At 45.3% G+C, this 13,783-nt stretch carries 11 protein-coding genes; 5 read left to right on the forward strand and 6 right to left on the reverse strand.

Features of this window, described 5'->3' with window-relative positions; genetic code table 11:
* On the forward strand, positions 1-1,783 hold a 1,783-nt coding region (locus F6K57_RS29140; protein WP_293071770.1), incomplete at its 5' end, for a DUF4114 domain-containing protein.
* Here F6K57_RS29140 and F6K57_RS29145 read toward each other — a convergent pair.
* The gene (locus F6K57_RS29145) at positions 1,745-2,017 is read right to left on the reverse strand and encodes a hypothetical protein (RefSeq protein WP_293071771.1); all 273 of its coding nucleotides are present in this window, start codon (positions 2,015-2,017) and stop codon (positions 1,745-1,747) included. The two genes, F6K57_RS29140 and F6K57_RS29145, sit on opposite strands and share 39 nt — an antisense overlap.
* Entirely contained in the window at positions 1,974-5,810 is a 3,837-nt protein-coding gene (locus F6K57_RS29150) for a HEAT repeat domain-containing protein (protein WP_293071772.1), read from the reverse strand. Before F6K57_RS29150 ends, F6K57_RS29145 begins: the two co-directional genes overlap by 44 nt.
* A 362-nt stretch (positions 5,811-6,172) precedes the next feature.
* Between F6K57_RS29150 and F6K57_RS29155 the strand changes: the two genes are divergently transcribed.
* Complete coding sequence (locus F6K57_RS29155) at positions 6,173-6,358, forward strand: hypothetical protein (RefSeq protein ID WP_293020047.1); 186 nt, start codon at positions 6,173-6,175, stop codon at positions 6,356-6,358.
* Here F6K57_RS29155 and F6K57_RS29160 read toward each other — a convergent pair.
* A complete protein-coding gene (locus F6K57_RS29160) occupies positions 6,340-6,516 on the reverse strand; it encodes a hypothetical protein (RefSeq protein WP_293071773.1) in 177 nt (58 codons plus the stop codon). The two genes, F6K57_RS29155 and F6K57_RS29160, sit on opposite strands and share 19 nt — an antisense overlap.
* 281 nt (positions 6,517-6,797) lie before the next feature.
* On the opposite strand from F6K57_RS29160, the gene F6K57_RS29165 reads away from it, so the two are divergent.
* From F6K57_RS29165 to F6K57_RS29175, 3 genes are all read left to right on the forward strand, one after another.
* A complete protein-coding gene (locus tag F6K57_RS29165; protein WP_293071774.1) occupies positions 6,798-6,992 on the forward strand; it encodes a hypothetical protein in 195 nt (64 codons plus the stop codon).
* Between the two features lie 646 nt (positions 6,993-7,638).
* Positions 7,639-10,218, forward strand: a complete 2,580-nt coding sequence (locus F6K57_RS29170) for an Ig-like domain-containing protein (RefSeq protein ID WP_293071775.1) — start codon at positions 7,639-7,641, stop codon at positions 10,216-10,218.
* A 174-nt stretch (positions 10,219-10,392) separates the two neighbouring features.
* Positions 10,393-11,544 carry a hypothetical protein gene (locus F6K57_RS29175; protein ID WP_293020054.1) on the forward strand — a complete coding sequence of 384 codons (1,152 nt, stop codon included), beginning with the start codon at positions 10,393-10,395 and terminating at the stop codon, positions 11,542-11,544.
* A 388-nt stretch (positions 11,545-11,932) separates the two neighbouring features.
* Here F6K57_RS29175 and F6K57_RS29180 read toward each other — a convergent pair whose 3' ends face one another.
* From F6K57_RS29180 to F6K57_RS29190, 3 genes are all read right to left on the reverse strand, one after another.
* A complete protein-coding gene (locus tag F6K57_RS29180) occupies positions 11,933-12,151 on the reverse strand; it encodes a DUF2283 domain-containing protein (RefSeq protein ID WP_293020056.1) in 219 nt (72 codons plus the stop codon).
* Positions 12,152-12,513: 362 nt separating this feature from the next.
* Complete coding sequence (locus F6K57_RS29185; RefSeq protein WP_293071776.1) at positions 12,514-13,485, reverse strand: threo-3-hydroxy-L-aspartate ammonia-lyase; 972 nt, start codon at positions 13,483-13,485, stop codon at positions 12,514-12,516.
* On the reverse strand, positions 13,451-13,732 hold the full coding sequence (locus tag F6K57_RS29190; RefSeq protein WP_293071777.1) for a hypothetical protein: 282 nt from the start codon (positions 13,730-13,732) through the stop codon (positions 13,451-13,453). The genes F6K57_RS29185 and F6K57_RS29190 overlap by 35 nt, the downstream gene beginning before the upstream one ends.
* Positions 13,733-13,783: the final 51 nt, after the last annotated feature.

The following is a 13,783-nucleotide window of genomic DNA, read 5'->3' on the forward strand; positions in this document are numbered from 1 at the left end:
CTATGAAGTAATCATTGGCATCTTTGACGAAATAGATGGAGAAAGCACCGTCGATGTCAGGATTGGCAGTACCGTCTTTCCCACAATCACTCTTAATAATCCTTCCTCTACTGCTAGCGGTATCCCCGAAGCCTCCACTTTCGTCCCTTTGCAGATTAGCTCCAGCACGTTTATCCGTAATGGAGACCTGATCGAGGTTAAAGGTACTACTGATGGTGATGAATTCATCCGATTTGACTATATGGAGTTCAACCTGACCAACGAACTCCCGGTAGCAGTAGATGATACCGCCACAACCACTGAAGATACAACCGTTAAGATTAACGTCTTAGATAATGACAGCGATACTGAGGGAGACAGCACTCTAACTGTTATTAGTGATCCCAGTAATGGTAGTGCAGTAGTAGATGACAATGGTACTCCTGATGATCTAACCGATGATTTTATTACTTACACTCCGAATCCCGACTACAATGGACTGGATAGTTTTACTTATCAGTTAAACGATGGCGTTAACCCTGCTGACACCGCTACCGTTAACATTACTGTTACTCCTGTAAATGATGCACCAGATGGTACTGCTGTGGTTAACAATAACGGTACCTTGGATAATACTAATGATGACGTTATTACTGATACTCCTGATCCAGATTTCAGTGGGAATGATAGCTTGATCGATCAGGTATCTGATGGCAACGGCGGCCTTGATACAGCGATCGATCAGGTATCTGATGGCAACGGCAACCAAAATACAGCGACTGTTGATATTACTGTTAACTCGATCCCTACCTTTGTTCCTTCGACTCTGACTCAGAACCCTAACAATACTTTTACTATCACTAGTGACACCACTGGCAACGCTCAACTCCTATTCTCCTTTATTAGTCGAAACGCTACTAATGTCAATGAAATTGGAGTTTTTGTCACCGATGATGACCAAGGTACAGTTAATGGTATTGCTCCTGGTCAAGAAGGGTATGTGGAAGCGGCTCTATCTAATGCTCAGACTATTTTCTCTGTGCTGCTGAATCCTGAAGATAGTGGTCAAACTACTCGTCTGATTAACAATTTTGATGTAGGAGATCAATTAGGATTTTACCTAGTACAAAATAGCACGAAAGAGGCAGTGCTAGCAGGACAAAATGCTTCTGTATTCTTCGGTGATGCTTCCTTCAATAGCGATGGTTTAGACCATATCCAAAGCGAGACTAATAGTGACGGTGTCTTGACTTTAAACTTTGAAGATGCTGATGATCAAGACTTTGATGATTTAGTGGTAACGGTTCAAGACGCTTCGGCTTTGACTCCGATTGTGGGGACAGGGAATCCTCAGATTCAAGGGCAAGTGGAGCTACTGGATTTAACCGATGTGACTGGAACAGTAACACCTGAGATTGTGGTTAGTAGTCAAGCTGTGTTTGAGAATAGCTTTGGCTTTTATCAGGTTGATGATGCTAGTGGTAAAATTGGCAATCTCAATCCCGGTGATGCGGGTTATGCAGAGCTTGCAATCTCCAACCAGGTCGATTTAGCCAGTGGGCTATCCGGTGGAGTATTGTTAGCTCCGTTCCTAATTGCTAATGGCACTGTTGAAGAGTTCTTGACTCAGAATCCTACGAATCAGCAGGGTTCGGGTCTGAATGCTTACTTTAGTTTCTTGAGCGCTAACCCTGATCAATTTGATCACGTCCGCCTACTAGGGGACAATCGGTTTAGCTTCGAGGATACCTTTGGTGGTGGTGATTTAGACTATGATGACTTGGTAGTAGAGGTTATTTTCTGAATTTAATCGGGAGTCGGAACCCACCCCTAACCCCTCCCAGGAGGGGAACGGGAGTCGGGAATCGGGAATCGGGAATCGGGAATCGGAATTGGGTTGTTGGTAGAACAGGCAAGATGCCTGTGCCACACAACTTCCTGTTCCCTGTTCCCTGTTCCCTGTTCCCTGTTCCCTGTTCCCTGTTCCCTGTTCCCTAAGATGGATTCTGCCATCCTTCCACAATCGCCATGCCCACATTCACATAAGGATTATCCAATAATTCTTTAAGGGCTTCTTTCCCACCACTTTCTAAGGCACTAAGCAACCGTTGTTTAGTACTTGCTGGAATCGCAATATTCACAAACGCTGTCTTTTCTAAATCCGTGGCATTGGGGTTACTTTGCTCTAATTGTTTTAATAATTGTTGGATTTCGGCGGCGGCTTCGCTTAGGGTTTGGTTTTTCTCCGGGGCATAATTGTGTTTAGTTTGACTACCAATTTCTTGATTAACCTCACTTTGAGTCCCATCGACAAAGTTATTTTGAGACTGAGATCGATCGTATTGAAACTGATACTTGGAATGATAGTTGGAGTGATTAGAGTCTGAGGTTGATTCACTCATAGCGTTGTTTTCAACAGTGATAAGTCGGCTGGCTTGTAGTCTAGCAATTTCGATCAGGTCTTGGTAATGCTTCTGGTAAAGGGCAAGCACGCCATGGTTGTTGGTGGTTTGGGTTAGCTCTTGACGAGAATTAAACCGCTGGATGAACTGGTCACTGACGACATGGTCTTTGGTTTCCGCAGCCGATTGAATCAGGACTTCCCGTAATACCAGAGCTTGGTTAACCTCCAACAGGGTGGCCAGCAGCAGGTAGACACCGCGAAATCGGGGGTCACTCAAATGCTCGTGCTGACGTTCTCGATTCTCCGTTTTCAGGAAGGTCTGGACGATAAAGTATTCCTGGATTTTATCGTGACGAAATTTCCATTCTCGATAGGTACGACCAAACCCATCCTTCTGCTGACGAGTCAATACCATTTTATACCGTTCCATACACTGCAACTCATCCAAACAGTCGTTTTCTGGGATGGTAATTTGATCATGGAGGCGCATCTGATAGACCGTTTCAGCAAATTCAGCGAGGGGAAAGGGACAAAGGTGAATCTGTTGATAGTCCTCTGCCATGATCTCATACTGCTGCTGTTGCAAGTTGAGCAAATCCGGGTGTTTGCCCTGGGCCAACAGTTGCGCCACCAAGGTCAAATCCATGGGATTGGACAGAAACCGACGTACTGCGGCTAACTCCTGTTTCGATTGGGTTTGGTGGAGTTGGCTGGCCAGATAGTCGTCACAGGCTTGCTCGTACTCCACACCCGATACCGGGACATCCTCCGGCAAAATCCCTTGGCGAGAGGTGAGGAAATCGGCAATTTGCTGGCGCTTCAGGGGTTGCAGCACGTAGGTTTTGGCCGTCGCTGGGGGTGTCCATTCCAAGGGTTGGGTGGTGAGGATAATATGCCCCTGGACGTGATGCTCCACAAAGGTATTAATGGTAGCCCTGGTGTCTGGGCTGACTTCATTGAGTCCGTCAATGCAGATATCTAGGGTATTGTAGTTAATCAGGCTTTGTAGGAATTTAGGGTCATGGGCAGCGATGGGCAATTTAGCTTGAATCGCTTCCAGCACACCACCGGCACATTGGCTGGCTGGCAAGTACACCGCCAGCCGCCCCGAGGTTTTGACTAAATTCCGGAGAAACATGGATTTGCCCAATCCCGATTCCCCGACCAGAACCACGGGAGACTGGAGTTGGGCAATGGCAGTTTGAATCGGTTGGGTATGGGTGGCTCGTGTAATTTTAACGTGAGACTCGGGAAAGTAAGCCTGGGGATCGAAGCTATCTAAGCTAGCATCGGCCACCAGCACCTTACGGAAGGGAGCGAGTAATCGGTAGCGCAACCACGGAATCCAGGTCAGAGCGATGCTGATATAGCCTAAGCCCACAATGGTGCGAAATTTCCAGTCCCAGATTAGGCCTTGGACTTGCAGAGAACGAGGATAAATGATGATCAGCAACAACCAGCCACTGACATGGACTAGCCAAACCTGAAACCCAATCAGAAACCAGTGCTTTCCTTCTAAGGCAATAATTTTGGCATTGACGGCGGCAGCAAGTTGGGAGTCTATAGACTTAAGATTTTTGTAGTGTTTCTTGAGCAGATCCATATCTGCTTGCTTCCAGTTCACCTTGTTAACAACTATGGCAATCTGCCTTTCTAAGTCTTTGCGCAGTTTAGACAGAGGTTGGGTATCTTCCCAGATGTCGGCAAATAGGTTGAGAACGTCCAACCCTTCTTGGTGATTGATGACCCGAATTTCATGGGGATATTTCTCAGGTGAGCCCAGCCACTTGATTAAGAGCAGTGAGTCTTTTTCCCCACCACTGAGGAAATAGGCCAGAAAACGTAAGCTTGGTGCTTCTCTTTGGTACCGGTAAACTTCATTCAATACATAAAGTAAGTTTTTTACCTCAAATGATCCCATCCGCTCCAGAGCTTTTGTTGCACTATCACGGACATAACTCTCTGAGTCGGTTAAAAGTTTGGCGATTTGGGGAGCGTACTGAGATGGTGCTGCTCCCATCTCACCCAGAGCATATGCCGCAGAATGGACATTCCAATCTGATTCGGTTAAAAGTTCTAGGATTTGGGGAGCTATCTCAGATGGTGCTACTCCCATCCGCGCCAGAACGTATACCGCCCTAGCACGGACACGGTCATCTGAGTCGGTTAAAAGTTTGGCGATTTGGGGAGTGTACTTATAGGCCGCTGCTCCCATCTCACCCAGAGCCGATGCCGCCCTATGAGGAATATGGTTATCTGAGTCGGTTAAAAGTGGAATGATTTGGGGAGCGTACTCAGAGGCGGCTGCTCCCATGTTCCCCAGAGCCGATGCCGCACTATTACGGACCTTCCAATCTGAGTCGGTTAAAAGTTTGGCAATTTGGGGAGCGTACTCAGAGGCGGCTGCTCCCATGTTCCCCAGAGCATATGCCGCACTAGAACGGACATGACTATCTGAGTGGGTTAAAAGTTTCGCAATTTGGGGAGCGTACTCAGAGACGGCTGCTCCCATCTGACCCAGAGCCGATACCGCATGATAACGGACATCACTATCTGAGTGGGTTAAAAGTTCAACGACTTGGGTAGCGTACTTAGAGGCAGCTGCTCCCATCTGACCCAGAGCCCATCCCGCACTATAACCGACACTCGAATCTTCGTCGGTTAAAAGTGGAAGGATTTGAGAAGCGTAGTCTTTAGCTACTCCCATCTGACCCAGAGCCGATACCGCACTAGCAAGGACATCACTATCACTATCTGAGCCGGTTAAACGTTCAACGATTTCGGGAGCGTAGTCTTTAGCTACTCCCATCTGCCCGAGAGCTTTTGCGGCACTATAACTGACATTACCATCTGAGTTGATTAAAAGTTTGGCAATTTTGGGAATGTACTCAGAGGCGGTTGCTCCCATCTTCCCCAGAGCCAATACCGCACTATCATGGATATCACTATTTTCGTCGGTTAACAGTTCAGCAATTTGCGGAGCATACTTATAGGCCGCTGGTCCTATCTCACCGAGAGCTTCTGCTGCACTAGCACGGACTCTGGACTGAACCAACTTTCTCTCATTCTCGGTCTGATCCTTACTCTCATGCTTATAGGCCAATAACTCTGCAATCTGCTCAATTCTCTCGTTAGGAATCTCAAGGGGGTGCTTGAGTTGATCTAATTTATACCTAGACAATTTGTCCAAAGCTTTAACCCATACCTCAGGGTCGGGGTCATCCAGTGCTGCCACAATCCCCTTGAGCTGCCACGATTTTGGCTCAGGGTGTGATTCGTGAGAGTAAACGCATGGGTTAGCGTGACTCCCGTTAACAATCAAAAATACTGCTACTAGCAGTGCTAACAAACAACATAGGCACTGGGTAACAATAGTCTTAACGGTAGGGAAAAGCTTTGGGCGGTTGGCATCGCCTCTATGGGGCATGGTGATAGTTTCCCACGGAGTTAGTAAGGTCAATATATGAAAATGTTGGCGCTAGACCCTAAGTCCAGCAAGCCTTTGACACTACGATGCTCCCCGAAGGTTAGTTTTAATTATACCAATTTTAGTGACTATTATATAGAACAGGGAATCGGGAGTCGGGAATCGGGAGTCGGGAATTGGGAATCGGGAATCGGGAGTCGGGAGTCGGGAGTCGGGAGTCGGGAATCGGGAATCGCGAGTGTGGGAAGCATGGAGTTTATGGGAGGTGTGGGAAGTGTCCCCCCCTTGTTAAGGGGGGTTAGGGGGGATCCCCACCTATTTGACCTCGTGGCTGGAATTAGGTTCTTGGTAGAACAGGCATCTTGCCTGTGATCAATATTTTCCTCACAGCATCGAAGCCTATTCTACACAACTACTCCCGATTCCCGATTCCCGATTCCCCATTCCCTATGTCACAGGCAAGATGCCTGTGCCACACAACTATTCCCTATGTCACAGGCAAGATGCCTGTGCCACACAACTGCCTGTGCTACGGAATTACTCCGTGATCAAGAAAAATTAGAAACTTGGCACCAGGCATCAAGGCTTTCAGAGCCTGCACATAGCCCTTAGCATCAGCAGGGTTGTCGAACCGAGCGAAAACCATTGGTGGCATGGGTGGTAACAACCTCACCATCACCCATGGGTATAGGCGTCTATGGGACATAAAATTAAGTTATCTCCTGTAAGGGGGACCAAGAGCCAGCCTGCAGCCTGCGAAAACTCTTAGGCTGGCTCTTCCCATGGACTTTATTTTGTCCACATTTTTAGTTTACCACAAAAAATATTATATCATAGCATATTTTTAAGATTTTGTAACAAACTTTTTTTGAGGGAGTAGGGAGTAGGGAGCAGGGAGCAGGGAGCAGGGAGCAGGGAGTGTGGTAAGTGTGGTAAACAGGGTGAGTGTTCCCCCCGCTGTTTTGGGGGGTTAGGGGGGATCCCCAGTTGGGGTTTCGCTATTTTCAGCTGAAACAGGCAAGATGCCTGTTCCACAACCCTAAATCTTCTCCGTTCCCGATTCCCGATTCCCGATTCCCGATTCCCGATTCCCGATTGCCTACTCCCTACTCCCTACTCCCTTATTTAGCAGAAATAGAAAATTACTACTATAAAGACTTGATAAACTTAACCGAATACTAGTGACATTAACCAAAACTCATGACATCAATGAGTAAGGTATTTTTTGGAGAGCAAGGGAAGAGCAGGTATGGCAAAGCTCTTTCCTTTTTCTAGGGGATATTACGGGATAAATTTTTTCTAGCGATCGCTTCATTGTAATTAAGATTTTTATTTAAAAATATAAACAAGACGAAGGCAATAAATACTTAATAACCTTTCGGATCCAAGAATATTTTTAATTAAGATAAGAGCATCCTTAAAACTGTCTTATGGCATCTGACATTTTGCCATAAATCTGGAAAATAAATCCGGATATCTGGAGGTAAGTAGGTATTTATTTATTGGTAGATCATTAGATAAGCATTCAGCGTTGTGCTATCCACTATATGCTATCAGCTATTAATGATAAGTTCAACAGCAATTTTGCTATGACCTGGATGTAACGCCAGGGTCACCCGTAAAAACAAACCTATGGACTTATTCTCTTGATATCAAAGGCTATCAGCTATCAGCTGACCGCTGCTGAGGGCACCTCAAGTAGCGTGGCCAAAGGCCTTTAGCTAATAGCTGTTGGCGTAGCCTGCGCGTAGCGCATATGCTTACCATCATTGTCAACGTTAAGTGCCCACAGCCTTAGCAACCGAGGAGTTTTTTAAGACGAAATATTATGGCAAGATTTGAATTTGAAGACCCCCGCTTTACTCTAACTAATTTTACAGAGGAAAATAATACCGATGCATCAGGTGGAATAGTAATCCATTTACCTAATAGGAATAGTCAGGGCAGTGCTACGACTACAAATACAATCTTAGATTTGCCCAGTGGCACTTACGAGGTTATCTTAAACGTTGCTGATGAGACAGACGGGAATAGCCAATTCGATGTCACTATTGGTGATGAGACGTTTTCATTCACTCTCAATGATCCCAATCCTGGTGCTGGTACTTTACCTGATGCTGAGACTTTCAAGAATATAACCGTTACTGAAAGCATATTTATTGCCGAGGGCACTCAAATCACCATTAACGGGCAAAGTGACGAGAATGAATTTCTTCGACTTGACTATATTGACTTCAACCTGATTAATGAAGCTCCTGTTGCAGTAAATGACACTGTTAGTAATGATGGCAATCCCGAAGTTACCATTAATGTCTTAGCTAATGACACTGATGCTGAAGATGATGCCTTGACTGTGGTCATTGACGCTCAGGGCGGTAATGGCACAGCAGTAGTCAATCCAGATAACACCATTACCTATACGCCAAATGCGGACTTCACTGGGCCTGATACCTTCACCTACCAAGTCAGTGATGGTGTCAATGAAGTTACAGCTATCGTTAACGTTGATGTCACTGCTGTTAATCAACCTCCAGTACCCACCGAGGATACTGTTACTATTGCCGTAAACAATGCAGTTAATATCAATGTCCTAGCTAATGACACTGATGCTGAAGATGATGCCTTGACTGTGGTCATTGACGCTCAGGGCGGTAATGGCACAGCAGTAGTCAATCCAGATAACACCATTACCTATACGCCAAATGCGGACTTCACTGGCACTGATACCTTCACTTATCAGCTCAGTGATGGTGTCAATGAAGTTACAACTACCGTTAGTGTTGATGTCATTGCTAATGAAGCTCCAGTACCGGTAGAGGATACTGCGACCACTGCACCAAACACTGCAGTTACTATCGATGTCCTAGCTAATGACTCTGATCCTGAAGGGGATGCTCTGACTGTAACCCTTGACCAGCAGAGTGCTAATGGTACGGCAGAAGTCAATCAAGATGGTACCATTACCTATACGCCAAATGCGGACTTCACTGGCCCTGATAGCTTCACCTACCAGATAGATGATGGCATCAATGATCCAGTCACAGCTACCGTTAACGTTAATGTCACTGCTGCTAATCAAGCTCCAGTAGTGACAGGCGGTAACAATACTGCTACCACTGAGCCAAACACTGAAGTTACCATTGATGTTCTAGCTAATTACTCTGATCCTGATGGAGATCCGCTAACCTTTACCATTGTCACGGATCCAACCAACGGTACGGCAGCAGTCAATGATAATGGCACTCCGGATAATCGCACAGATGACTTTATTATCTATACGCCCAATGCCGACTTCACTGGCACTGATAGCTTGACTGTCGAGGTAAGCGATGGCAATGGCGGTAGTAGCACAGCCACTATTGACATCACCATTGAAGAGAGTACTCCTGTCGGTCCGGTATCCTCGACTCTGACTCAGAATGCCAATAATACTTTCACGATTACCGGCGACACGGCTGGAACATCCCAACTCCAATTCACTCTTACAGGTCGCGAGGCTGGTGAGGTCAGTGAAATTGGAGTATTTGCTGTTGATAGTGCCGAAGGTACAATCAATGGCATTGCCCCTGGTCAGAGTGGTTATGTACAAGCTGCTCTATCTCAGGCTAAGACAATTTTCTCTGTTCTCCCTGACGGTTTAGGTAGTGCTCAACCCACCCGCATCATCGACAATTTTGACGTCAACGATAACCTGGTATTCTACGTAATCCAAGGTGGCTCTAAAGATGGGGTGCTAGGGGGACAGGATCCTACCTCCAACGTATTCTTTAGTGGTGCTTCATTTAATAGCGATGGTCAGAACCATGTACAGGTCACTGACAATGGCAATGGTTCGTTAACCTTGGGCTTTGAAGATGGCAATGACTTCGACTACAATGATGCCACTGTAGTTGTCTCAGACGGTTCAGGTTCGACTCCGCCAGTGGGAGTAGGCACTACCCAGATTCAAGGGCAACGGGAACTGCTGGATTTGAGGGACGTGACTGGTACAGTTACTGGTAGTCTTGTGGTCAACAGTGAAGCTTCTTTCAATAATACCGTTGGCTGGTATCGGATTGATGATGAAAGTGGCACAGTTAACGGTATTAGTGTTGGTAATGCTGGTTATGCACAAGCTGCACTATCCAATCGGGTAGACTTAAGTGCTGGAGTATCCGGTGGGGTAATACTGGCTCCATTCCTGATTTCCGATGGTACAGTAGCGGAGTTCCTAGCTGATAATCCTTCTAATGCAGATCAAGAGGATTCCGACCTGAATGCCTTCTTTGCTTTCGTGGGGGCTAACCCAGATGGAGTTGACCACGTTCGCCTGCTAGGGGATAACACCTTTGGTTTCGAGGATCTGTTTGGTGGTGGTGACCAAGACTACAACGATGTGGTAGCACAGGTTAACTTAACTGTTGTCTAAGTGTTGTCTAAGTAGAGTGTGTTAGTAACGCACCCTACAATTACTCCTACAATTACTCAAGCAGATATAGCTTACAAGCCTCAGGATCAGCTGAGGTTTTTTTTGTTTCATCCCATATTTTCACTGTTAAAATTAAAAAGCAAATAGCACTATAGCAATTGCAATCCTATCTATATGAACTCCTATCGTCGATTTAACCTAACCTTGGCAGCAGTTACCTTTCCCAGTTTATTTGGGTTTGGCTTATTGAACGCTGCTGTTGACCCTTACGGAGTTATAAATAGCCCAGAGTTACCCGGTCTAAATCAGTTAAAACCTGAACAATTTAACCATGTTAGACTATTCAAGGCTATAGATGTTATTCGTAATGAACCCAAAATCGTTTTGTTAGGTTCATCACGAACTGACCTGGGACTTAACCCAAACCACCCAGGACTGGAACCAGGAAAGTCCGGATACAATTTGGCACTAGTTGGTCCAAATATGTATGAAGTTAAACGTTATTTTGACCATGCTCTAACTAATCAACCGGATTTAAAAACCGTTGTGATTGGTATTGACTTTTTCATGTTCAATGACTTGAAAACTAATGCTCCAGATTTTAAGGAAAGTCTTATTAATCAAGAAACTATTCCCCTGCAAGAGTTGATTAATTCGACCCTATCCCTAAACGCGCTTAATGCTAGTAGAGCCACTCTAAGTTCTAGTATCAATTCAAAGGCTTACTTTCTCTATGATGCCAATGGTAGGCGTTTTATTTATAACAATAAGCCCAAGAAACCTTTACCAGCAGGGTTTCAGGAGATGCTCAAGGGCTTAATGACAAGTGAGGGCTATTATAAAGAATATCGACTTTCCGCTAGTTTTTTGAATGATCTTCAAGACATTGTCGATACCTGTAAGGAAAAAGGGATAGAGCTAAAAGTATTTATATCACCATCCCATGCTACTCAATGGGAAAGTCTTCGGGTTACCAGACTGTGGCCAGTGTTTGAAGAATGGAAACGTCGGTTAGTGGAGATTACACCAGTGTGGGATTTCTCTGGCTATAACAGCATTACCACAGAAGCGATTAGCGAAGAGATGAAAAACTATTGGGATAGCTCTCATTATCGCGAAGAAGTAGGTGATCTAATCCTGAATCGCCTATTCAGTTATCAAGCTCACACTGTTCCAGAGGATTTTGGTGTTCTAATTACACCAGACAATGTTGAATCCCACCTCGGTAAAGTTAGGAATGAGCGGGAGTCATGGGCAGAGACTAATGGTGATCTAGTAAAGTTAGTGGAAGATTTAAACCAAAAATCTGAGATAGCCAGTAAGTAAGTTTCCTATACTTGGTGTGGTTTGGTAAGCATTCAGCTTGTAGGGTGGGCAAAAACATTTTGGTTAAAATGAGTCTTCTAGATAAGATAACTTTGCCCACCCTACTTTAATTGGTATTTTTTTTACACGCAAGTAGCCAAAAAATAAAAGACCAGATTTTAGCTTGTAGGGTGGGCAAAAACATTTTGGTTAAAATGAGTCTTCTAGATAAGATAACTTTGCCCACCCTACTTTAATTGGTATTTTTTTTACACGCAAGTAGCCAAAAAATAAAAGACCAGATTTTAGCTTGTAGGGTGGGCAAAAACATTTTGGTTAAAATGAGTCTTCTAGATAAGATAACTTTGCCCACCCTACTTTAATTGGTATTTTTTTTACACGCAAGTCCCTAAGCTGAATGCTTAGCCGAAAGATTCAAGAGCTTCCCCTGGGCTGATTCTAGAATCGCGTCTCGGATGAAGAAACTTGCTTGGATAATCTCTATTCCAATTAATTCTCCTGCTTCATTGAGTTCGGCGGTAATGTTAGGACTAATTTCGACACTACCTGCTTCTGGTTCATCAGACAGGGTAAGGTGAAGGATATCCTCTTGTTCAAAGTATGTCATCTTGGCCTTATTAATTAATGGTATAGCGGTTTTCAATTATGTGAGGTACATTTGGGTTTTAGGGAACAGGGAATAGGGAATAGGGAATAGGGAACAAGTAAGCAAGTAACAGGCAACACGTAAAAATAAAAAAATATGTGTACATCATTAGGCTGGAAAACGCTATAAATCTCCCAGTTCTTAATTTGATTGCGGAAAGTGACAGAACAGGGATTATACCATGTTCAGATAATCATTTATAAAAAAAAACATAGCTGACTTTTCGGAGGTAATTTCCCTCGTCATCCCCTGTTCCCAGATCCGCTGTTCCCTGTTCCCTATTACCTACTTTTATAAGTTTTCAACCGAACATGATATAGTATCTATTTTCCAGTCAATTGACCAATTTGTTTCAAATCGACATTGCCACCACTGATAATGACACCAATCCGAGCATTGGGCATTTTAATAATCCCTTCAAGTAGGGCAGCAGCAGCTAAGGCACCAGTGGGCTCAACTACAATTTTTAGCCGTTCCCAGAGGAAAAACATGGTACGGATAATCGCAGCTTCCGATACAGTTACCATGTCATCAACGTAATGAAGGACTAGGGGAAAGGTAAGTTTGCCGAGGCTGGGAGTTCTGGCTCCGTCAGCAATAGTGTTGGGATTGTCAACAGTTTGGAGGATTTTGCTATGGAAGGAACGGGTGGCATCATCGGCCTGTGCTGGTTCTACACCAATCACACGGCAATTAGGACATAGGGTTTTGGTTGCGATCGCACATCCTGAGAGTAAGCCACCACCACCACAACACACCAGTAACAGATCCAGTGGACCGACTTGTTCTAGGAGTTCTTTGGCAGTAGTACCTTGTCCAGCAATAATGTGGGGGTGATCGTAGGGAGGAATGATGGTGAGTTTGCGATCGCGTGATAACTCTTCGGCTAATGCTTCCCGTCTCAATTCAGCGCGATCATATAAAATTACTTCAGCACCATAGCCACGGGTAGCGGCTTGCTTGACCGCTGGGGCATCTTTGGGCATCACTACAGTGGTGGGGATACCGAGGATAGTGCCAGATAATGCGATCGCTTGGCCATGATTACCAGAAGAAAAGGTGAGAACCCCTCGCTGTTTTTGTGCTTCAGATAGTTGTGACAGAGCGTTATAAGCCCCTCGAAACTTAAAGGCACCAATACGTTGGAAGTTTTCGCATTTGAAGAAGACTTGAGCGTTGGTGAGCTGGTTGACCGTTCTGGAGGTATGGACTGGGGTTTGATGGGCATTGCCCGATAGGCGTTTGGCGGCAGCTTCTATGTCAGTGTAGGTTACGGGTAATGCTTGCAGTTCCATAGCAGTAGGGAGTCGGGAATCGGGAATCGGGAGTCGGGAGTCGGGAGTCGGGGAGTCGGGAGTCGGGAGTCGGGAGTCGGGAGTCGGGGAGTCGGGAGTCAGGGTAAGAAACTTGAATATACCTGATCAGTATAAGAAACAGGCTTACTGAATTCTTAATTCTAAATTCTAAGAGGATGTCTGAAAAGTCAAAATAAATGCGATCGCGAAGGGGCATCTCTTTGGCATGATCGCCTGAAGGGCGCACTTCGTGGTCTGGCTAAAGCCAGGGCTCTGCGTACGCTTCATTTAAGAGAAG

The sequence above is a fragment of the Moorena sp. SIO4A5 genome (assembly GCF_010672005.1).
Taxonomy (GTDB): domain Bacteria; phylum Cyanobacteriota; class Cyanobacteriia; order Cyanobacteriales; family Coleofasciculaceae; genus Moorena.